Origin of the sequence: Rhodococcus sp. IEGM 1305 (assembly GCF_030058635.1) — a bacterium.
GTDB lineage: Bacteria > Actinomycetota > Actinomycetes > Mycobacteriales > Mycobacteriaceae > Rhodococcus_F > Rhodococcus_F opacus_D.
Genome location: NZ_JASHKX010000022.1, coordinates 1 through 20,703 on the forward strand (window position 1 = coordinate 1; position 20,703 = coordinate 20,703).

Consider the following 20,703-nt stretch of genomic DNA (forward strand, 5'->3'; position numbering starts at 1 on the left):
GAGGCGGACGATGGTTGGTGCACGACCGGATCCCGGTCCGCGTGAAATCCGGAAATGGCGTCGCTACCTCGCCGACGAACGCGCCGAGGCGGCCGTCTACCGCGACCTCGCGAAACGTCGGACCGGTGAGGAACGCGAGATTCTGCTGGCGCTCGCCGACGCCGAGGGACGGCACGAGGCGCACTGGCGCGGGCTGCTCGGCGAACATGTCGGCAAGCCCGTGCGCGGTGATCTCCGCACTCGCATCCTCGGTGTGCTGGCCCGGCGGTTCGGATCGGTGTTCGTGCTCGCCCTCGCGCAGCGCGCGGAGACCCGGTCGCCGTACCCGACCGACGTCGACGCCACCGACGCCATGGGCGCGGACGAGCGGATCCACGAAGAGGTGGTGCGGGCGCTGGCGGCGCGCGGGCGAAATCGGCTGTCCGGCACGTTTCGTGCCGCCGTGTTCGGTGCCAACGACGGCCTGGTCAGCAACCTCGCCCTCGTGCTCGGCATCAGTGGTAGCGGCGTCGACAATCACATCGTTTTGCTGACCGGCCTCGCCGGTTTGCTCGCGGGCGCGTTGTCGATGGGTGCGGGCGAGTATGTCTCCGTGCGGTCGCAGCGTGAACTGCTCGAGGCGTCGGCGCCGGGGCAGGGCGCCCGTGAGGCAGTGCCGCTCCTCGACGTCGACGCGAACGAACTTGCACTCGTGTACCGCGCGCGGGGCATGCCCGCGCAGGACGCCGAGAAACGCGCGGCCGACGTGCTGCGGAGAGCCGTTCAGCCCGAGCCCGTTTCGGGTACGGAAACCACCGACGAGCACGAGGCCATCGGCACCGGGCTCGGTGCGGCCGCCGCGAGTTTCTGCTTCTTCGCGTCCGGTGCGGTGATCCCCGTGTTGCCGTACCTCTTCGGCATGGAAGGCACCGCCGCGCTCGTGGTCGCAGCTGCGCTGGTCGGCGTCGCGTTGCTCGGGACCGGTCTGGTGGTGGGGTTGCTGTCGGGTGGACCCCCGGTCAAGCGCGCGTTACGCCAGCTGGCAATCGGGTACGGCGCAGCCGCCGCCACTTACCTGCTGGGCATGCTGTTCGGGACAGGCGCCTGAGAACGTCATCATCACCACGGGTGTGGAACCGTAGCCGGGGACGGGAAATGTGCGCACCGTGTGCCGGGACCAGGACCCGTCGGACAGGGCGACGCGGGCGACTCCGGGAACACGGGCCGTGATCCGTTGCCGCACCGCCGCGAGGTCTTCGCCGTGCAGCAGTCCGATCTGCCCGCCCTCCGCCGCGGCAGACAAACCCGCCAGCGGTGCGGTGATCCATTTGATGGCGTACCCGTGCTGTGAATCGACCAGTGCCGCATGAACCCCCGCGACCGCGTGCACGGTCGACGCGATATCGGAGTCCATCACCCGGATCGCCAGTTCGCCGACGTCGGTCTTGTGCGTGACGTCGTGATCGACGCCCCGCAGCACCACTCCCTCGGGTGTCGCGACGGCTCGGCGCACGAACCGGACGAGGCGCAGCGTTCCGTCGTCGTGGCGGGCGATGAGTTCGCCGGACAGGAACTCGCCGTCCCGCGCGTTGTCGACGCGTTCCATCAGCACCGCGATGTCGGAGAGCCGCGGCACCCTCCGGTACAGGTCGGCGAGACCGAAGTAGTGGTGCTCCGGCCGGGTGTCCGCGACTCCGTACAGATTCCGGAACTCACGCGTCCATCGAGTGCGTCGCGGACCCGCCGACACGGACAGGTTCCATTCCCACCCTGCCGCCCGGTGCGGTTGGGGCACCGGACTGTCCGCACGACCGGTGAAGATCTGCACCGCGAGGACGTCTCCGCCCGGACCGAGTACCGGTTTCCCCACGACGAGATCGATGTCGCCCACCGTCTCACCGAGGGTCACCTGCACCGGCTGTCCCGACGACCTGACCGTGTCGATGGCTCCCGTCACCAGCGTCAGCATCCTGCCGCGGTAGACGTTGCCGAGCGGCCGGCACTGCCGCTGTTTGATGCCCTCCGCGATCACCGTCGGTGCGTCTCCCAGGATTTCGACCAGTATCCAGCCGTCTCCGCTTCCCCGTTGTTCCACTCGTACCGCCCCCCTCATGGCGCACGATCATCGCACGGCGGCGATCCGGATGCTCGGCGAGACGGTCGCTGCGACGGCGTTCAGTCCGGTGTGGTCGCGACGGCGTCCAGGAGCCCGGGGAAGCGGGATTCGATGTCGGATCTGCGCAGCTGAGCCATCCGCGAATTGCCGCGGTCGACCTGCTTGATCAGCCCGGCTTCACGCAGAACCTTGAAGTGGTGGCTGCGGGTCGATTTGGACACCGGCAGCCCGAACGACGTGCAGTGACGTTCCGCCCCGTCCGCCTCCACCATGAGCTTCTGCACGACCTCCAGTCGCAGGGGGTCGGCGAGAGCGGCCAGGACGGAGACCAATTGGATCTCGTCGAGCGCGGGATGTCCCTCGGCGTCGGGCACGGCGCACCTCCAGGTTCGGGTCGTCGACCACCAGAGTGGAGGTTCGTCTTGCATCGAACCTAACTCTGGTGCATGGTTCGTATTGTATCGAACCTCTGGTGCACGGGGGCCGCACACTTCAGGAAGGATCGACATGACCTCGGAGCTGACCACGTCGGATGCCACGACACCGACGTCACCACCCGAAACACCACCGTCCGACCCGCGACGCGGGAACCTCACCCTCGCCGCCGTACTGCTGGCCGTTCTCGTCGTCCCGATGTCGATCTCCGGAACCGCGGTGGCGCTGCCCGCCATCTCCTCCGACATCGGTGGCGGCGCATCGGGCCAGCAGTGGGTGGTGAACGCGTTCAACCTGTCGTTCGCGTGCTTCACCCTGGTCTGGGGGTCGCTGTCGGACCATTTCGGCCGCGGCCGCCTGTTCGCCGCCGGTGCCGCCACGTTCGCGGTCGGGAGCGTCGCCAGCGCGCTGGCCCCGAACATCGTGGTCCTCGACGTCGCCCGCGGCGTCGCCGGTCTCGGTGGCGCCGCCATCTTCTCGTGCGGCGCGGCCATCCTGTCCTCCGCCTTCGACGGGCCCGCCCGTTTGCGTGCGTTCGCCCTGTTCGGGACGACCGCGGGCATCGGTGTGGCGCTCGGACCGACGCTGTCCGGGCTCCTCGTCGACACGGCAGGCTGGCGGCCCATCTTCGCGGTCCAGGCCGCCGTGCTGCTCGTGGTGCTCGCGGCGACCCCGGTGATCGGACTGGCACGACCGGCCGGCGAGGGGGCCGCGAAGTTCGACCTCCTCGGCACCGTCCTCCTGGTGCTGGGTCTGCTCGCCGCGATGGTCGGCATCGTCCAGGGCGAACCCTGGGGCTGGGGCAGCCCGGCGGTCGTGACGTCCTTCGTGCTCGCGGTCGCGCTGCTCGTCGCGTTCGCCCGCGTCGAATCGCGACGTCCGGCTCCGCTGCTGGACCTCGAACTGCTCACCCACGCCCGGTTCATGGCCCTGTGCCTCGTTCCGGTGGCGGCATCGTTCGGCTTCGTCACGTTGCTCACTTACTTCCCGACCTTCCTCCAGTTCGTGGCCGGCCAGTCTTCGGCGAAGGCGGGTCTGGTGATCGTGCTCCTCACGATTCCGGTCGTGGTGGGACCGCTCGCCGCAGGCCGTGCGGTGGGCGCCGGGGTGAACCCGCTCGTGGTGATCTGGATCAGCCTGGGAGCCTTGATTTCCGGTGACCTGGGACTTCTGTTGGCGGGACCTGACACGGTGGTCGCCGTCATCGCGGTGCCGCTGCTCCTCGCGGGCTGCGGAATGGGACTGTCCGCCGGTCTCGTCGACGGTCAGGCGCTCGCCCTCGTCCCCGAGGAGAAGGCAGGTATGGCTGCGGGCGTGGTGAACACGATGCGACTGGGCAGCGAGGCCATCGCGGTAGCGGTGTACGCGGCGCTGCTCACCGGTCTCGTCACCCGCAGGGGCGAGGAAGCGCTGGCCGGCGTCGACGGCGTGGGCAATGCGGCGGACGTCGTCGGCAAGGCCACCAGCGGCGATCTGGAGCAGGCCCTGGCGGCGGCCGGGCCGGACGTCCGGGACCAGGTGGCGCCGCTCGTGATCGACGCCTACAACAGTGCGTTCCACACGACGCTCGTCGTTCTGGCGGTCGTCGTCGCCGGATTGTCGGGTGTCATCGCGGTGCTGCTGCGACGCGGGGCGAGCGCGCGGTGACAGAGGCGGACGACCTGCGACAGCACTATCAGGTCGTGGTGGTCGGCGGTGGCCCGGTGGGATCGCTGACGGCGCTCGAGCTGGCGCGCAGCGGAATCGACGTCCTCGTCCTCGAGGCTGCCCCGCACACCACGGACGTTCCGAAGGCGGGGACGATCCACGCGCGGAGTATTCAGCTGCTCACTCGTCGAGGGCATTTCGCGGCGCCGGACGTCGGCGCAGGGGCCGCGTCGACCACCTTTCACTACGCCGGGGTCTGGGGTCTGGAGATCACGGCCCCGCCCGGCGAGGGACCGGCCATCGCCGGTATCGGGCAGAGCGATCTCGAACGACTCTTCACCGCACGGCTGATCGGTCTCGGCACCCCGGTGCTGAAGGCGGCGGTGGTCACGGACGTCGACCACGACGACGGCGGGGCGACGGTGACCTTCACCCAGGAAGGACGCACCCGGGTGGTGGCGGCCGACTGGGTGGTCGGCGCGGACGGCGCCCGCAGCATCGTGCGGCGAAGTGCGGGCTTCACGGCGACGGAAACGGCGCCGACCGCCGCCGCGCTCCTGGGCCTCGCCGTCCTCGACGACCCCGCGAACGCCCCCAGGGGGTGGGTGCGCACCGAACGGGGCTGGACCGTCCTCAACGTCAATCATGCCGGCTTCAGTCGCATCATCACGTTCGATCTCGGTGGTCCGCACGAGGATCATCGCCGGCCCCTCACCGCGGAGGAACTGCAGGAGACGGTCGACAGATTCGCGGGCCGTCCCGTTCCGTTCCGCAACGCGCGGTCGCTGTCCCGGTTCAGCGACTACTCGCGGCTGGTCGACGACTACCGGCTCGGCCGGGTCCTCCTCGTCGGTGACGCTGCGCACGTGCACTTTCCGCTCGGCGGGCAGGGGTTGAACCTCGGTATCGGCGACGCGATCGGCCTCGGCTGGCGTCTCGCCCTCGTCGCGGGGGGACAGGCCGACCCGTCGGTGCTGGACGTGTACTCGCGGGAACGGCGCGCGTGTGCGGCCGGGGTGATCGCCAACGTCGCGGATCAGCGTGAACGTATGCGAATCGGCGTCGACGGGGACCGCCTGCGACACGAACTCGGTGTCCTGCTGGAGGACCGCGACCGCAACCGGGCACTGGGTTCGGCGATCAGTGCACAGAGTCAGCCCGCGCCCAGCGCTCTCCAGGACGCGGCGCGCGGCGACTTCGCCGCGAACACCGTGATCGAGACGGACACCGGAGTCACCGACCTGATCCGGTTGCACGTCGCGGCAGGAAACCGGGGCCTCCTGCTGTGCGGGGACGCATCCGAATCCGTCCACGCAGTCGTCGAACCCCTCTGGGGCGAACGGGTGCGGCTGATTCGGGCGCGGAACCTCGGGGCCACCACCGTGCTCGTGCGCCCGGACGGTGAAGTGGCCTGGTCGGGGGAGTTGGGCGACGGCAGCGAACTCGTCGCCCGGCTCGCGGAGACGTTCGGCGGCTCCGCCGCCCGTGCGCGGTTGACGAGTACAGGTACTCGTTAACCGCGCACGGGCGCGAAGCGCCTACCAGCGGACGGGAAGCGACGTCGGACGCCGGAGAAGCACTCCCGAATCCCACGGCACCGCGGCCGGTTCGGTGGCGAGACCGAGAGTCGGGAACTCTTCCGCCAGCCGGACCAATGTCGTGGTGATCTCCATCCGGGCCAGCGACGCGCCCATGCAGTGATGCATGCCGTACCCGAACTGCAGATGGCGTTTCCCGTCTCGGAACGGGTCGATGAGTTCCGGGTGCGGGAACGTGTCGGGGTCCCGGTTCGCGGCGAAGGCGTCGGCGTAGACGAGGGCACCGACGGGGATCACGGAGTCCCGCAGCCGAACTTCGCGCGTGGCGATCCGGGGAAACGTCGAAATGTTTCCCAGCGGAAGCACCCGCAACAGCTCCTCGACCAACTGTGGCGCAGCGGCCGGTTCCTCCACCAGCAGCGACCACAGCGAAGGCGCCTGCAACAGGACGTACACGGCCTTCGCGAGCACGGACAGCACGTTCTGGTCGGCTCCGAGGACGGAGCCGAGCAGGATCGCGACGAGTTCGTCGTCGCTCAGCGGCGGTTCCGCCTCGCCCCGCGCCGCGAGGAATCGGTCGATCAACCCGCCCGGTTCGACGGGCCGCGTCCCCTGCACGAGATCGGTCACGTAGTGGTAGACGAGCCAGAAGTTCTCCAGCAGGCCGGGAATGTCGGTGTCGTGCGACAACTGCACGACCCGCGACGACGGGCGGAAGTAATCGATGTCCGACTCCGGGATTCCGAGGAATCCGGCATTCACCTCGACGGGCAGGCGGTCGAGCACCGTCGCGAACAGGTCGGGGTTCTCCTCGTTGCGCAGCAACGCGATCCGTCGGTCGAGGATGCGGCGGACCGACCCCTTCAGCTTCTCGACGCCGGTGGGGCTGTAGTCGGCGTTGACGAAACTCTTCATCCGCGCGTGATCCGGGGTGTCCAGATTCAGCAGAAGGTCCGAGGGCATCGTTGTGGGCTGAAAACTCGGCCCGCCTTCGACGTTGGTCTCCTTCCGGCCGAAGGACGGATCCGTGAGTACCTTCAGGACGTCGTCGTACCGTGTGACGTGCAGGGCGGTGTGACCGCTCGGCAGGGTGATTTCCGGCAGTCCGGTGGGCCCCTCCGCGGTCACCGCGGTGTACGCGACCGGCGGGTCGAGGTAGGGAATGTCGTTGATGGACACCGCGACATCGTGTCGGCGGCGACGTGGAGCGAGTGTCGAAATCTGGGTCGTCACGTCGTACTCCTTCTGTTGGTGGGATTCACAGGACGGCGGCGACGCCGGTCAGCCGGGACAATTCACTCGATGCCTGGGCATTGGTGCGGAAATGGACGGCACGCCAACCGCTCTCGCGTGCCGCGCGCACGTTCTGCTCGAGGTCGTCGATCAGGATGCACTGGCCGGCGTCGACGCCGGCCGTCTTCTCCGCGATCGCGAAGATCTGGGGGTCCGGCTTGCGCGCCCCGACCAGGCACGAGTCGACGAGAGCATCGAGCGGGCCGGCGGGTTCGATGATCGGTCTCCAGAATCGCTCCCATTCGACCACGTTGTTCGACAGGACGCCGACGCGCAGGCCGTGAGCCTTCAGGCCGCGTAGCGTCGCGGCCATCGCCGTGTTGACCGTGATCCCGTCGAACCACTGCTCGCCGAACGTCTCCAGCCGCGCCCGGGTGAGGTCCAGGCCGGGGTCGGCGGCGGCGAGGTGCTCTCTCAGTCTCGCACCCCACTCGCGCTCGGTGATCTGGGCCAATTCGATCGGGGCGAGAGGATGTGCTCCGAGGTCGTCGCCGACGGCGCTCATCGCCGCCTGCAGGGCGGCGGGTGCGATGCCCGTCTTCGTTTCGTACGCCGCGAAGAGTTCGGCGAGCGGGGGTGAGAGCACGCCACCGAAGTCGAACCAGACCATGGTGTCGTCCCGTGTCGTCATCGGACGATCCGGTCGAGAGCGGCAGTCGAGGCGCTCACTCGTTGCAGGGTGACCCGGCCGTGGGCGATCTGCCGGCCCTCCTGCGCCAGAGTGACGGACAGGACGACCTGGCGGGAGCAGATTTCCGCCTCGGCGACGGCTGCGCAATCGGTCGGCAACTCCAGCTCACCGAAGCTCTCGAAGACGGCGTCACACCCCACGAGGACGAGCATTCGCGGGGACAGGCCGAACAATTCGTGCGCGGCAACGAGGGCGGTCTGGCGCATGGCCTCGAAGATCAGGGCGCCCGGCACGTGGTCGAGCGGGTGACGAACAGGCCGGGATGGGCCTGATCGACCAGAACCTGGCTGCGCACGGTGTCGCCGGCGACACCGATCCGGCTGAGCACCACGTTGTCGAACGAATGTCGAGCCACCTCCCGAGGCTCGACCCGCTCGTGCAACGGATGCGGACGGGCGGGATCGAGTTGCAGCGGTGCCCGGCCCTTCTGCCGGAGGCGGTCCCACGCGTCGCCGGGCATCCACTGGATGGTCATGCTCATGGTGGCCGCGGCAGCTCCGTCCAGCGCCAGTGTCATTGCGAGCGTGATTCCGACGATGTCGGCGCCCCGTCGCTTCTCCGCGGTGATCGTGGCGTCCAGAACCCCCGCGGCGGGTGCGGGGCCCACTCTCACGGCGTCGAGGTCGACGACCTCGAGCGCTCCGGCATTGAACACGAACTTGGCGTCGAGCGGAGCTTCGACGTGCCGATGCGAGATGAGGATGGATGCCTGCCGGAACGTTTCGAGTAGCAGCAGCGGATCATACTGTCGTACAACGACATTGTGATCGCTGTAGTAGCTGTGGACTCTGGGGAGCTGCACACCGAGACGAAACTGTGGGTAGCTCTCGCAGATGATGTCGGTGAGGAAGACCTCGCAGATCGCGGCGCGGTGCACGTGTGCGCGGGGGATGGACGACGAATAGGACAGGGTCGGTTCCAGGACGGCGGTCATGTCGATTCCTTTCGTTGACAGCGGAATTCGCACGGGTCGACGCCGCCGAGCGACGACGGCGGTGATCGGTGGAATGCGGGACCCGTGCAGAACGGTGGTTCGCGCTGGAGCGGAAGAACGCGGGCGGGCCCGCAGCGCAGAGGGCGAGGAGCTCGGGGTCTCGTCGCGGACCGGGAATCCGGTGGATGCGCACGATCAGTGAATACCGGGCGATCCGGAGCGTCAACAGATGCAATCCGGTGTTCACCGATCCCTTGACGGTGTTCGGCACGCGAACACACCGGTCGAAAGTCGTTGACCTGCGGTATCGGTGACTCCGCGTACGGGTGACTTCCGCCGTCACGTGGCAGGAGTCACAGCCTCGATTTCGGATCGGGACAAAAATGTTACCGCCAGGTATGGCGTGTGGTAACCGGCGAGCGTACAAGCGCGATGCTATGTTCCCCTCGCCGGTAGTGGCCGGAGTTGACGGAGGGGTCGGGGATGTCGAAGAGGTGGGTCGCGTCGGTCGCGGCAGTGGCGATCGGCTCGGGCATGATCGCCTATTCGAACCAGAACACCGCCGTCGCGGAACCCGAGCCGGTGTCCAACGGCCTACCCGGCAGCGGTCCCTGCGCGAGCGAGGTGTCGAACGAGACACATTCGCTGATACCGGAGAAGCTCGAGATTCCGATCCCGTACCCCAAGATCACGACGGTGCCGTATCCCGCCCCCGTCACCGCGCCCGTCCGCGTGTCGCAGGCGTTGCCCGCCGACACGTGCACCGATCCGTGCCCCGACCTCACCGACGAGACCGACCACGCCCCGGGAAACCTGTCGAGCGTGCTGAACATCCCCGACGTCAGCGTGAAGTTCACACCCTTCCACTTCGGCATTCCCGTCCCGGGCGCCGACATCCAGTTGCCCCCGCCGCCGCCTCTCGTGCACCCCGCGACCGAGGAGGCGCCGCGCAGCGCGGCCCCGGCCACCCCGAAGATCGGCGACGTGACCCGCGTGGCCAAGGTGACCGGGTCCGGTTCCGTCAGCCGCACCGACAAGCGTTACCAGGTCAACGGCACCGACCTCGGCATCATGTGGGAGAGCGCCCCCGACCAGATCGCCGTCGCGTTCGGCGACACGGTCGGCAAGGGATTCCAGCCGCCCGGTGGTCAGGGCGACGACTGGCGCAGCAACGTCCTCGGTTTCAGCTCCGACCGCAACCTGTCCGACGGTATGAGCCTCGACAGCATGGTCCAGGACAGCCGATGCCACGCGGCGGAACTGCTCGACAGCCGCAAACTCGACAACATCGAGATCACCACCATCCCGACCTCGGGTTTCGCCGTCGGCAACCGGCAGTACATGAGCTACATGTCGATCCGCACCTGGAACAGCATCCCCGCCACGTGGTGGACGAACTACGGCGGCATCGCCTACTCGGACGACGGCGGATCGACGTGGACCAAGGACCCGTACGCGAAGTGGGACAACATCTTCGGTGTCACCAAGTTTCAGGTCGCGTCGATGGTCCCGGCCGGCGACTTCGTGTACATGTTCGGCACCCCCAACACGAGGCTCGGCGCCATCGGTCTGGCCCGCGTCCCGGCCGCGGACGTGCTGAACACGTCCGCGTACCAGTACTGGCAGAACGGCAACTGGACGCCCGTCGGTGGTTACACGGAGGCGACGCCGATCGTGGACGCCCCCGCCGCCGAATTGTCCGTGCGCTACGAGGAGGCCACCGGCAAATGGCAGATGGCGTACCTCGACACGTCCAAGGCGGCCATCGTTCTCCGTGAGTCCGACTCGCCGCAGGGCGTCTGGTCCGACGGGGCGCCGATGGTCAGCGCCGTCGAGTACCCGGAACTGTACGGCGGCTTCATCCACCCGTGGTCGAGCGGCGACGATCTGTACTTCACCATGTCGACCTGGTCCGACTACAACGTCTTCCTCATGAAGGCGGACATAGGCGGGTAGCGCCCGTGCGCCTTTTTGGTAGCTCCCGCAACCAGAAAGGCGCAGGCCCGGAGGGCTTACAGCAGGCCGTGGCGGGGTGGGACGGTGCCCGACAGTGTCCACCGGCCGATGTGCTGGATCTTCCACCGCGTGGGGTCGTGCAGGGTGTGGGTGCGGGCGTCGCGCCAGTACCGCGACAGGTTGGACGTTTCCGATGCACTGCGGGTGCCGCCCAGTTCGAACAGCACGCTCGACGCCTCGAGTGACGCGCGGGCGGCGGCGACCTTGGCTGCGGCGGCGTCGATCGAGGCGACCGCGGCGCTCTGCTCGGTGAGGTCGCGCCGGGCTGCGTCGATGCTGCGTGCACCCTCCCGGAGGAGTGCCGTCGCGGACCGGACGCTGACCGCCGCCTCACCGGCCAGTTGGATCAGCAGGGGATCGTCGACGGCGTCGGTGACGCCCGCCTCGAAATAGGGCCTTGCCTGACGCGCGGAGCGCACGCCCTCGTTCAGGGCCGCTGCGGCGATCCCGGCGTCGATGGCGGCGTGCAGGATCTGGGCCTGCGACCCGTACGTGGTGGGTGCGTCGAAGATGGGGGAGAACGGTACGACGTGGAACGCGGGCACCCGGACGGCGTCCAGGGTGACGGTTCCGCTCGCCGTGGTCTTCTGCCCCATGCCGTCCCAGTCGTCGACGATCGACAGTCCGGCGGTGGTGCGCGGCAGGTAGGCGACGGCCTTGGCGGGCGTCCCCGTCGGCGTCGTCGTCCCCGGAAGGGTGGCCCGTACCGCGATCCAGTCGGCGAACAGGGCGCCCGTGCTGTAGAACTTGCGCCCGTCGACGACGAAGTCGCCGCCCTGCTCGGTGAGCGTCGTGGCGTCGATATCGATCGTCTTGGTTCCGCGCTCGCTCTGGGCGTTGGCGAACCGGCGCCCCGCGAGCACCTCGGAGTAGAAGAATTCCTGCTGCGCGGGCGTGCCCTGGTGGCGCAGCACCTCGAGGAACGTGTAGTGGCTGTGCGGGATCTGCGCGATGCTCGGATCGCCCTCGGCGAGAAGGCGGAAGACTTCGGCGAGGGTTTCGGTCCGCGCGTCGATGCCGCCGTGCTTGCGGGGAACACCGAGTGCGAGCAGTCCGGACGCGGCGAGAGCGCCTACCTGTTCGTAGGGGAGTTGCCGACTGGCATCGCGGCCTGCCGCCTCCTCGGCGAACTGTGCGGCGAGCTCGGCAGCGACGGCGAGGGCTTCGGCCTCGTCACTGATGCGGTGGGCGCTCTGGACGGCGGTCATCCCTGACCTCCCTGTACTGCTGTCATGCCGTCGAACCTCACACGGACCCGCGAGCCGGGTGAAGGGTTGGACGCGCACTGATTGGAAGGGTGGGCGTGAGCCGGGCAGACGGGTTGCATGCTGGGTATGTCAACCGAACACATCGCTGAGCAGATCAAGTTCGCCTACTGGGTGCCCAACGTCAGTGGCGGGCTCGTCACGTCCGACATCGAACAGCGGACCAGCTGGGATTACGAGTACAACAAGAAGCTCGCCCAGACCGCCGAGAACAACGGTTTCGAGTACGCGCTCAGCCAGGTCCGGTACGAGGCCAGCTACGGGGCCGAGTTCCAGCACGAGTCGACCAGCTTCAGCCTCGCACTGCTGCTGGCCACCGAACGGTTGAAGGTGATCGCTGCCGTCCACCCGGGTCTGTGGCAGCCCGCGGTGCTGGCGAAGCTGGGGGCCACGGCCGACCACCTGTCGAACGGCCGGTTCGCCGTCAACGTCGTGAGCGGCTGGTTCAAGGACGAATTCACACACCTCGGGGAGCCGTGGCTCGAGCACGACGAGCGGTACCGGCGCAGCGCCGAGTTCCTGCAGGTGCTCCGCAAGATCTGGACCGAGGACGACGTCGACTTCCGTGGCGACTTCTACCGCATCCACGACTTCACCCTCAAGCCGAAGCCGCTGAACACGCCCGACCGTCCGAACCCCGAACTGTTCCAGGGCGGCAACTCCGCCGCCGCACGGCAGAACGCGGGCCGGTACTCCGACTGGTATTTCAGCAACGGCAAGGACTACGACGGCGTCACCGAACAGATCGTCGACGTGCGGAAGGTGGCGCGCGAGCACAACCGGGAAGTGAAGTTCGGGCTCAACGGATTCATCATCGCCCGCGACACCGAGAAGGAAGCACGCGACACCCTCCGCGAAATCATCGAGAAGGCGAACAAGCCCGCGGTCGAGGGATTCAGGTCCGCCGTCCAGCAGGCCGGCGCGTCCACCGCCGACAAGTCGGGGATGTGGGCCGACTCCACGTTCGAGGATCTCGTCCAGTACAACGACGGATTCCGCTCCCAGTTGATCGGGACGCCGGAGCAGATCGCCGAGCGCATCGTCGAATACCGCCGCCGCGGAGTCGACCTCATCCTGGGCGGATTCCTGCACTTCCAGGAGGAGATCGAATACTTCGGCGCCAACGTCCTGCCGCTGGTCCGCGAACTCGAGGCTTCCGAGAGGCTCGCGCCCGTGAGTGGTTAACGAGCCCAGGGACTCGTCAACCGCACACGGGTGGCGGAGCCGCCTACAGGTGCCGGGCCAGCGCGCGGCCCGCGGCCCGGCCGGAGAAGATGCAGCCGCCGAGGAAGGTGCCCTCGAGTGCGCTGTAACCGTGGACGCCGCCGCCGCCGAATCCGGCGACCTCACCGGCGGCGTAGAGACCCTCGAACGGTGTGCCGTCGGGCCTGATCACCTGCGAGTCCAGGTTGGTTTCGAGGCCGCCGAGGGTCTTGCGGGTCAGCAGGTGCAGCCGGACCGCGATCAGGGGACCGTTCTTGGGGTCGAGCAGTTCGTGGGGGCTCACGACGCGGGTGATCTTGTCGGCCAGCAGGTTCCGTGCATTGTGGATCGCCATGATCTGGAAATCCTTGGTGTAGCTGTTCTTCACCTCCCTGTCGCGGGCCACGATTTCACGTTCGAGGTCCTCGTACTTCAGCGGTGCCTCGGGGGTGAGGGCATTCATGCCGTCGACGAGGTCACGGAGATTGTCGCGGACGACGAAGTCCGCCCCGTGCTGTTTGAACGCCTCGACAGGACCGGGCGCGCCCTTCTTGAGGCGTTCGGCGAGCAGCTTGAAATCGCGGCCGGTGATGTCGGGGTTCTGCTCGGAGCCCGACAGCGCGAACTCCTTCTCGATGATCTTCTGGTCGAGGACGAACCACGTGTGGTGGTGGCCGCTGTTCATGATGTGGTCGAGGGTTCCCATGGTGTCGAAGCCGGGGAAGTTGGGGCTGGGCAGGCGTTTGCCGTTGCCGTCGAACCACATCGACGACGGTCCGGGGATGATGCGGATGCCGTGGTTCGGCCAGATCGGGTCCCAGTTCTGGATCCCCTCGGTGTAATGCCACATCCGGTCGCGGTTCACGATGTTGCCGCCCGCGTTCTCGGTGATCTCGAGCATGCGGCCGTCGACGTGCGCGGGGACGCCGGCGAGCATGTTCTCGGGAGCCTTGCCGAGGCGCGCGGGCCAATTCTTCTTGACCAGTTCGGGATTGCCGCCGATGCCGCCGGACGTGACGACCACGGCCTGCGCGGCGAATTCGAATTCTCCGACCGGGGTCCGCGAACTCTTCACACCGCGTGCTTCGGTGGACGGTTCGAGGACGGTGCCGCGCACGCCGGTGGCGGCGCCGTCGGTGACGACGATCTCGTCGACCTGGTGACGATGCTTGAACGTGACGAGGCCCCGCTTCGACGCGGCCATCACTCGGGTGAGGAAAACTTCGACGACCCCCGGTCCGGTGCCCCAGGTGATGTGGAAGCGTGGAACGGAATTACCCTGTCCGAGAGCGGATCCGCGTCCGCGTTCGGCCCACCCGACGTTCGGCATCAACCGCAGCCCGAGGTCGTGGAGGTACTGCCGCTTCTCGCCTGCGGCGAATTCGACGTACGCCTGGGCCCACAGCCGCGGCCACTGGTCTTCGCGGGCTCGATCGAAGGCCGCGGTGCCCATCCAGTCCTGGATCGCCAGTTCGTACGAGTCCTTGATGCCGAGGCGCCGCTGTTCGGGGCTGTCGACGAGGAACAGGCCGCCGAGCGACCAGAAGGCCTGCCCGCCGAGATTCGCGGAACTCTCCTGGTCGACGACGAGGACCTTCCGGCCCGCCTTGACCATCTCGTAGGTGGCGACGAGTCCGGCCAGTCCGGCGCCGACGACGATCACATCAGCCTGTTCGGTCACGAGGACCCCTCTTTCCGGTGGGTGTGGGTGTGGGTGGTGTCGGGTTCGGTGTACGCGGCCACGACGTGGGTGAACAATTCGAGACGTAGTTCCCGGGCGGACGCGTCGTCGTCCTCGATGAGGCACTGGACGCTCGTGCCGTCGTGCAGGGCCACGAGCGCGCGGCCGAGCACCCGCGGATCGCCGACGACGCGGCGCCCGAGCCGGTGCAGCGCCTTCTCGAGAATCGGCACGATGGTCGCCAGAATCGTGTCCTCACGTGCTGCGAGGGCCTTCTTCAGCGACGGGTTGCGCAGGGCGTGGGCGGTGAATTCCGCGTTGATCCGGTACCACTGGTCGTCGACGGGGACGACTCCGAGCACCAGTTCGGTGCCGGCGCGCAGCTTTTCGGCAGCCGTGAGCCCGGAGAGGTCGATGCTGGACGAGTCGGCGGCGAGCCGGATCTGTGCGAGCATCGCGCTGGAGCGCTGTTCCCACATGGCGAAGAACATCTCGTCCAGTGATGCAAAGTTGGAGTAGAAGGCGCCGCGGGTGTAGCCACCGCGTTCGCAGATCTGCTCGACCGTCGACCGTCCGAAGCCGTTTTCGGCGAACACCTCGACCGCGGCGTCGAGCAGACGCCGGCGTGTTTGGCCTCGCCGTTTCGTCACCCGGCGGGGTGTGTCGGTGGCAGGCTCGGTGGAGCGCGCCGGCGACGTCGGCATGGGCCCTCCTCCGATCGGGTCGACAGCAGCCGTCGATACACTAGCGTATCGGATACACCAGTGTATCGAACTCGGCTGTCAGAGCCCGTTCGGAGAATTCTGCGGTCTCAGAGGTAGAGGTCCTGCTTTCGGATCAGGGCCGTCGCCACCACGCTGACGACCGAGGTGGCGACGAGGTATCCGCAGGCCAGCCAGGGAGTTCCGCCGGCGACGGCGATCAGGGCCGTGAGGATCATCGGCGTGACGCCGGAGGCGTAGATCCCGGAGAACTGGTACACCACGGACAGGCCGGTGTAGCGGATCTCGGTGGGGTACAGGCTCGCATACAGCGTGCCCTGCGCTCCGTAGAAGAGGGCATGGACGACGCCGAACACGAGCACCATCGCGACACCGAACAGGATGAGATTCTCCGTGCCGAACAAGGCGAACGCGGGAAAGACCGCGAGCCCGTAGGCCCCGATCCCGACGAGGTAGATCCTCTTGGCGCCGTAACGGTCGACCAGCAGTCCGGAGAACGGCAGGAGCACGGCCATGACCGTTGCGGCGACGGTGACGACCAGGAGGACGGGGATCTTCGCGAACTCCAGATTCTTGGTGGCGTACGTGATCGCGAAGACGCCCCAGGTGTTGAACGCGGCGCCCTCACCCCAGCGCGAGAGCAGGCCGAGGAGGGTGCCCCGGCGGACCCGGCCGCGGAACACGTCCTTCAGCGGAGCGGAGGAGCGCTTCGCGAGGTCGTGCACTTCCTGGAACGCCGGGGTCTCCTCGACCTTCAGCCGGATCACGAATCCGACGAATACGAGAATCAGGCTGAGCAGGAAGGCGATCCGCCACCCGTAGGAGAGGAACTGGGCGTCGTCGAAGATCACCTGCAACGCGGCGAAGACGCCGGTGCCCAGGGCCAGGCCCAGCGCCAGGCCGATCTGGGGAATGCTGCCGAAGATGCCGCGCTTCTTCGCGGGACTGTGTTCGACGGCGAGGAGCACGGCGCCCGCCCATTCACCGCCCAGTGCGAACCCCTGCAGGATGCGCAGCAGGAGCAGCAGGATCGGTGCGATCACCCCGACCTGCGCGGCCGTGGGCAGCACACCCATCAGAGCGGTGGCGATGCCCATGATGAACATGGTGAGCGCGAGGGTCTTCTTGCGTCCGATGCGGTCGCCGATGTGGCCGAAGACGACTCCGCCGATCGGCCGGACCACGAAACCGACCGCGAACGTGGCGAACGCCAGCATGGTGCCGACGAACGAACTCTGATCGGGGAAGAACAGCTGGTTGAACACCAGGCTGGCGGCCGTCGCGTAGAGGAAGAAGTCGTACCACTCGACTGTCGTCCCCAGGAGGCTGGCGGCGACGACGGTGCGGAGCCGCTTGCGCCGCTCGAGGTCGGACTCGGTCGAAGGTGTGTACGGGGCGTCGGACAGCGTAGTCATAGCGCGGCGACCGTAACCCTGCCCGCTGCGGTCGGGCACGATTCCGAATCACGGTGATCGAAACCCTCGCGCCCTGGCTTCGTCGTTGATGAACTGGCCTGCGCTGCCCATCTGTCGTCGACAAGAGGATCGCGCGTGTCTCTGCATTTCCACTGGTTCCTTCCCACCTACGGTGATTCCCGCAACCTGATGGCGGGTGGTCACGGGAGTTCCATGGCAGGAGACCGTCCCGCCACGCTGCGGTACCTCAATCAGATCGGCGCGGCGGCGGAGTCGAACGGCTTCGAATCGGTGCTGACGCCCACCGGCGCGTGGTGCGAGGACGCCTGGCTCACCACGGCCATGATGCTGGAGACCACGGAGACGTTGAAATTTCTGGTCGCGCTGCGGCCGGGTCTGCTCAGTCCCACGCTGGCCGCGCAGATGGCGGCGACGTTCCAGTGGCAGTCGCAGGGGCGGTTGTTGCTCAACGTCGTCACCGGCGGCGAGGACCACGAGCAGCGCACCTACGGCGACTACCTCGACAAGAACCAGCGCTACGCCCGCTGCGGCGAGTTCCTCGACGTCATCCGTCAGCTGTGGGCGGGAACCGGACCGGTCGACTACGCAGGCGACTACATCCGGGTGGAGAACGCCCAGTTGCAGCGCATCCCCGACCCGGTGCCGCCGATCTTCTTCGGCGGTTCGTCGCCGGCCGCGGGCACCGTCGCGTCCCAGTTCGCTGACACCTACCTCACCTGGGGTGAACCGCCGAGCGCCGTCGCCGGGAAGATCGCCTGGATCCGCGACCTCGCCGACGTCCAGGGCCGCACGCTCGATTACGGCATCCGGCTGCACGTGATCAGCCGCGACACGTCCGAGGAGGCGTGGGCCGAGGCCGACCGCCTGCTCTCCGCCCTCGACCCGGCGACGGTCGAGCAGGCACAGCAGAGCCTCGCCCGGTCGGGTTCCGAAGGTCAGCGCCGCATGCGTGAACTGCACGGCGGGGGAAGCGCCTACTCCGAGGACGCCGGAGCGCGCGCCCTCGAGGTGGCCCCGAACCTGTGGTCCGGTGTCGGGCTGGTCCGCGGCGGCGCAGGCACCGCGCTGGTCGGCTCCCACGAGGAGGTCGCCGACCGCATCGCCGAGTACGCGGCGCTCGGGCTCGATCACTTCGTCCTCTCCGGCTACCCGCACCTCGAAGAGGCCTTCAACTTCGGCGAAGGGGTCCGGCCGATCCTCGAACGCCGCGGGCTCGTGCAGTCGCGCCGTCACCGCCCCGGCGACCTGTCCGGGTCGACGGCGTTCCTGTCCTCGAGTCGGTAGCCACTGCCAGACTGGGGGCATGGCAGCGGTCGGGCGAGCGCGAACCTGACGGTCACCGAGATCTGCCGCCTCGTCGGTACACCAGCCTCGGGTCGTTTAGTGTCCAAATTCCGCCAGCTGGTCGGCGCGTCGCCGTCGGTGTACCAGGCGAAGTTCGCCGAGCACGGGGCGCCGCGCATCCCGGGTGCCACGTGTTCATGCACGGCTGAGCGACCGCCGGTGACCGCCGCAATTTCGGAGAAGAGCCGCCCCCTCGACGCCGACATGGCAGACGCGGTCCGCCGGTCGCTCGAGAGCGGGACGATGGGCAGATTCGGGTTGACCACCACCGACTGTCACGAGACGTACCGGGATTTGGTCGCCAGGGTCGTCGAGTTCACGCAGCCGCCGGCCGAACGGCCTTACGGCATCGAGGCGGTGATTCGTGAATCTTTCGGCGCAAACCCGGTCCTTCAGGTCCGGGATAGCCGATCTGGTTTTGTCGGACTGTGTGGCTAGTGTCTGGGTTATGGCGGGGAGGGTGGTGAAGCGGGCGTTCAAGTACCGTTTCTATCCGACTGTGGTGCAGGCGGATCAGCTTGCTCGGACGTTCGGGTGCACTCGGTATGTCTACAATCGGGCGTTGGCGGAGCGCTCGCGTGCCTGGTCGCAGGAGCGGCGGCGGGTGACCTACGCGGACACCTCGAAGATGCTCACCGGGTGGAAGCGTGATGCGGGGACGGAGTGGTTGGCGGAGCCGTCGAAGGGGCCGTTGCAGGAGTCGCTGCGGCAGTTGCAGGGTGCGTTCGAGAGGTTCTGGCGCAAGCAGTCCCGCTACCCGCAGTTCAAGAGGAAGGGCCGCTCGCGGGATTCGGCGACCTTCTTCTCGAACTGCTTCACCTACCGCGGCGGGCAGATCCGGTTGGCCAAGCAGTCCGAACCCCTGGATATTCGGTGGTCGAGGCCGTTGCCGGAGGGGGCCGTGCCGTCGCAGGTGACGGTGTCGCGCAATGCACGCGGTCAATACCACGTCTCGATCCTCGCCGAGGACACGATCACCGAGGCCCCGTCGACGGATCGGGTGGTCGGGCTCGACGCTGGGATCACGAGCCTCTACACGCTCTCGACGGGGGAGAAGGTCACCAACCCGCGTCATGAGCGCAGGGACCGTGCGCGGCTGGCGCAGGCGCAGCGGGTGCTGGCCAAGAAGCAGAAGGGATCCCGTAACCGGGCCAAGGCCCGACTGAAAGTCGCGAAGATCCATGGCCGGATCGCCGATCGGCGTCGCGATCATCTGCACAAACTCTCTACTCGACTGGTGCGCGAAAACCAAGTGATCGCCATCGAGGATCTGAGTGTGCGGAACATGGTCAAGAATCGGTCGTTGTCTCGGGTGATCTCCGATGCGAGTTGGTCCGAGTTCCGGTCCATGCTCGAATACAAGGCCGACTGGTACGGGCGGCGGGTGGTGGCGATCGACCGGTTCTATCCCTCGTCGAAGACCTGCTCGGTGTGCGGGGCAATCGCCTCGACGATGCCGCTGACGGTCCGGGAGTGGACGTGCCGATGCGGCGCCGTCCACGACCGGGATGTGAACGCGGCGAAGAACATTTTGGCCGTCGGACTGACGGTGACAGCCTGCGGAGATGGTGTGAGACCTCCTCACACATAAAGTGTGGGGAGGCAACTGTCGGTGAAACAGGAACCTCGGGACGCGAGTCCCGAGGGGATTCTCGGTCGTTCACGGCCGAGAGGACGTCAAGCGGGACAATTCCGGCTTCTGGTGGAGAAGCGGGAGTACACGGGGGAAGATTTCGCTCACTGACGGCGAGCCGTCGATTGCATACTGACCAAGTGTCAGCGCGCCCGGTGGCGTCGAACGGCGTCCCGGTTCGCGCACTTCGGTGAGCAGTACCGCTGACGGCCGTTGCGGGACGTGTCGGCGTAGATGGCGGTGCACTCGTCGAGCGCGCAGCGGCCGAGCCGGTGCATGCCGCGGCCGACGAGGTGCAGTGCGGTGCCGACGGAGAAGAGCGCCTCGAGCACGCCTGCCAGCGACTGCTGGTCGTCACGGTAGTGGAGGTGCCAGCCGTCGCCGGCGTGGTTGGTCAGTCGCGGGTAGGCGGATGCCTTCGTGAGCATGAGGTTGACCTGTTCGGCCCGGGCTTCGTCGCTGGTGGTGTCCGCGATCGACGCCCACCGGTCGAGCATCGCGAGCACGTCGGCGAGGTCGTCGTCGGTGACGGGGAAGTCGACGACGATGCCGGCGTCGACGCATCGGTCGACGAGGTCGCCGGTCGAGTCGGGTGGGTGATTCGCGAGGTCGGCGGCGAGTGTGACCGCGTATTCGCCGTAAGGGTTGAGATGCACAATGCCATTACATCATGCTGGGTGCATGAGCGAACATCACGAACACGACTGGCAGGAAGTATCTCGGCATCGGACGAGCACGGGAGTCGTCACGTACCTCGGCTGCACGTGCGG

Annotated in this window: 18 protein-coding genes and 1 pseudogene; 8 read left to right on the top strand and 11 right to left on the bottom strand. The window is 67.6% G+C overall.

The window, feature by feature from the left end; genetic code table 11:
- Positions 1–10: 10 nt before the first annotated feature.
- A complete protein-coding gene (locus tag QM693_RS25110) occupies positions 11–1,087 on the top strand; it encodes a VIT1/CCC1 transporter family protein (protein ID WP_280780504.1) in 1,077 nt (358 codons plus the stop codon).
- Here QM693_RS25110 and QM693_RS25115 read toward each other — a convergent pair.
- Both QM693_RS25115 and QM693_RS25120 read right to left on the bottom strand, forming a co-directional pair.
- Positions 1,010–2,074, bottom strand: a complete 1,065-nt coding sequence (locus tag QM693_RS25115) for a GAF domain-containing protein (RefSeq protein WP_043779027.1) — start codon at positions 2,072–2,074, stop codon at positions 1,010–1,012. The two genes, QM693_RS25110 and QM693_RS25115, sit on opposite strands and share 78 nt — an antisense overlap.
- Positions 2,075–2,154: 80 nt before the next feature.
- Positions 2,155–2,469: an ArsR/SmtB family transcription factor gene (locus tag QM693_RS25120; RefSeq protein WP_280780503.1), complete on the bottom strand. Its 315-nt coding sequence runs from the start codon at positions 2,467–2,469 to the stop codon at positions 2,155–2,157.
- A 133-nt stretch (positions 2,470–2,602) separates the two neighbouring features.
- On the opposite strand from QM693_RS25120, the gene QM693_RS25125 reads away from it, so the two are divergent.
- Both QM693_RS25125 and QM693_RS25130 read left to right on the top strand, forming a co-directional pair.
- Complete coding sequence (locus QM693_RS25125; RefSeq protein WP_283353707.1) at positions 2,603–4,177, top strand: MFS transporter; 1,575 nt, start codon at positions 2,603–2,605, stop codon at positions 4,175–4,177.
- Positions 4,174–5,694 carry an FAD-dependent oxidoreductase gene (locus QM693_RS25130; protein ID WP_283353708.1) on the top strand — a complete coding sequence of 507 codons (1,521 nt, stop codon included), beginning with the start codon at positions 4,174–4,176 and terminating at the stop codon, positions 5,692–5,694. Before QM693_RS25125 ends, QM693_RS25130 begins: the two co-directional genes overlap by 4 nt.
- Before the next feature lie 21 nt (positions 5,695–5,715).
- Here QM693_RS25130 and QM693_RS25135 read toward each other — a convergent pair whose 3' ends face one another.
- Genes QM693_RS25135 through QM693_RS25150 form a run of 4 tightly spaced genes read right to left on the bottom strand, consistent with a single transcriptional unit; the run spans position 5,716 to position 8,633 of the window.
- Positions 5,716–6,948, bottom strand: a complete 1,233-nt coding sequence (locus QM693_RS25135; protein WP_283353709.1) for a cytochrome P450 — start codon at positions 6,946–6,948, stop codon at positions 5,716–5,718.
- A 25-nt stretch (positions 6,949–6,973) separates the two neighbouring features.
- Positions 6,974–7,639 carry an HAD family hydrolase gene (locus QM693_RS25140; RefSeq protein WP_283333791.1) on the bottom strand — a complete coding sequence of 222 codons (666 nt, stop codon included), beginning with the start codon at positions 7,637–7,639 and terminating at the stop codon, positions 6,974–6,976.
- The gene (locus QM693_RS25145; protein ID WP_283353710.1) at positions 7,636–7,905 is read right to left on the bottom strand and encodes an AfsA-related hotdog domain-containing protein; all 270 of its coding nucleotides are present in this window, start codon (positions 7,903–7,905) and stop codon (positions 7,636–7,638) included. Before QM693_RS25145 ends, QM693_RS25140 begins: the two co-directional genes overlap by 4 nt.
- 11 nt (positions 7,906–7,916) lie before the next feature.
- The gene (locus tag QM693_RS25150) at positions 7,917–8,633 is read right to left on the bottom strand and encodes an AfsA-related hotdog domain-containing protein (RefSeq protein WP_283353711.1); all 717 of its coding nucleotides are present in this window, start codon (positions 8,631–8,633) and stop codon (positions 7,917–7,919) included.
- 483 nt (positions 8,634–9,116) lie between these two features.
- Between QM693_RS25150 and QM693_RS25155 the strand changes: the two genes are divergently transcribed.
- Positions 9,117–10,589, top strand: coding sequence for a glycoside hydrolase family 183 protein (locus QM693_RS25155; RefSeq protein WP_283353712.1), 1,473 nt, complete (start codon positions 9,117–9,119; stop codon positions 10,587–10,589).
- 56 nt (positions 10,590–10,645) lie between these two features.
- Here the strand turns inward: QM693_RS25155 and QM693_RS25160 are convergent, their stop codons facing one another.
- A complete protein-coding gene (locus tag QM693_RS25160; protein ID WP_283353713.1) occupies positions 10,646–11,857 on the bottom strand; it encodes an SfnB family sulfur acquisition oxidoreductase in 1,212 nt (403 codons plus the stop codon).
- A 126-nt stretch (positions 11,858–11,983) separates the two neighbouring features.
- On the opposite strand from QM693_RS25160, the gene sfnG reads away from it, so the two are divergent.
- Positions 11,984–13,099, top strand: a complete 1,116-nt coding sequence (gene sfnG, locus QM693_RS25165) for a dimethylsulfone monooxygenase SfnG (protein ID WP_105415672.1) — start codon at positions 11,984–11,986, stop codon at positions 13,097–13,099.
- A gap of 43 nt (positions 13,100–13,142) precedes the next feature.
- Here sfnG and QM693_RS25170 read toward each other — a convergent pair whose 3' ends face one another.
- From QM693_RS25170 to QM693_RS25180, 3 genes are all read right to left on the bottom strand, one after another.
- Complete coding sequence (locus QM693_RS25170) at positions 13,143–14,798, bottom strand: FAD-binding dehydrogenase (RefSeq protein ID WP_280780495.1); 1,656 nt, start codon at positions 14,796–14,798, stop codon at positions 13,143–13,145.
- Positions 14,795–15,502 carry a TetR/AcrR family transcriptional regulator gene (locus tag QM693_RS25175; RefSeq protein ID WP_283353714.1) on the bottom strand — a complete coding sequence of 236 codons (708 nt, stop codon included), beginning with the start codon at positions 15,500–15,502 and terminating at the stop codon, positions 14,795–14,797. Before QM693_RS25175 ends, QM693_RS25170 begins: the two co-directional genes overlap by 4 nt.
- 107 nt (positions 15,503–15,609) lie before the next feature.
- Positions 15,610–16,935 (bottom strand): MFS transporter, encoded by a 1,326-nt coding sequence (locus tag QM693_RS25180; RefSeq protein ID WP_283353715.1) that lies wholly within the window; start codon positions 16,933–16,935, stop codon positions 15,610–15,612.
- A gap of 135 nt (positions 16,936–17,070) precedes the next feature.
- Between QM693_RS25180 and QM693_RS25185 the strand changes: the two genes are divergently transcribed.
- From QM693_RS25185 to QM693_RS25195, 3 genes and pseudogenes are all read left to right on the top strand, one after another.
- Positions 17,071–18,240 carry an LLM class flavin-dependent oxidoreductase gene (locus QM693_RS25185; RefSeq protein WP_283353716.1) on the top strand — a complete coding sequence of 390 codons (1,170 nt, stop codon included), beginning with the start codon at positions 17,071–17,073 and terminating at the stop codon, positions 18,238–18,240.
- Between the two features lie 246 nt (positions 18,241–18,486).
- A pseudogene (locus QM693_RS37675) lies at positions 18,487–18,738 on the top strand (VOC family protein); the annotation flags it as partial.
- 25 nt (positions 18,739–18,763) lie between these two features.
- The gene (locus QM693_RS25195; RefSeq protein WP_502942673.1) at positions 18,764–19,891 is read left to right on the top strand and encodes an RNA-guided endonuclease InsQ/TnpB family protein; all 1,128 of its coding nucleotides are present in this window, start codon (positions 18,764–18,766) and stop codon (positions 19,889–19,891) included.
- A gap of 185 nt (positions 19,892–20,076) precedes the next feature.
- Here QM693_RS25195 and QM693_RS25200 read toward each other — a convergent pair whose 3' ends face one another.
- Positions 20,077–20,589 (bottom strand): CGNR zinc finger domain-containing protein, encoded by a 513-nt coding sequence (locus QM693_RS25200; protein WP_005258835.1) that lies wholly within the window; start codon positions 20,587–20,589, stop codon positions 20,077–20,079.
- Positions 20,590–20,703 lie beyond the last annotated feature (114 nt).

Bases quoted from the DNA above. Each gene is read 5' to 3' on its own strand.
- QM693_RS25110 (WP_280780504.1), top strand. From the start codon at position 11: ATGGTTGGTGCACGACCGGATCCCGGTCCGCGTGAAATCCGGAAATGG.
- QM693_RS25125 (WP_283353707.1), top strand. From the start codon at position 2,603: ATGACCTCGGAGCTGACCACGTCGGATGCCACGACACCGACGTCACCA.
- QM693_RS25140 (WP_283333791.1), bottom strand. From the start codon at position 7,639: ATGACGACACGGGACGACACCATGGTCTGGTTCGACTTCGGTGGCGTG.
- QM693_RS25145 (WP_283353710.1), bottom strand. From the start codon at position 7,905: ATGCGCCAGACCGCCCTCGTTGCCGCGCACGAATTGTTCGGCCTGTCC.
- QM693_RS25150 (WP_283353711.1), bottom strand. From the start codon at position 8,633: ATGACCGCCGTCCTGGAACCGACCCTGTCCTATTCGTCGTCCATCCCC.
- QM693_RS25155 (WP_283353712.1), top strand. From the start codon at position 9,117: ATGTCGAAGAGGTGGGTCGCGTCGGTCGCGGCAGTGGCGATCGGCTCG.
- QM693_RS25160 (WP_283353713.1), bottom strand. From the start codon at position 11,857: ATGACCGCCGTCCAGAGCGCCCACCGCATCAGTGACGAGGCCGAAGCC.
- sfnG (WP_105415672.1), top strand. From the start codon at position 11,984: ATGTCAACCGAACACATCGCTGAGCAGATCAAGTTCGCCTACTGGGTG.
- QM693_RS25175 (WP_283353714.1), bottom strand. From the start codon at position 15,502: ATGCCGACGTCGCCGGCGCGCTCCACCGAGCCTGCCACCGACACACCC.
- QM693_RS25180 (WP_283353715.1), bottom strand. From the start codon at position 16,935: ATGACTACGCTGTCCGACGCCCCGTACACACCTTCGACCGAGTCCGAC.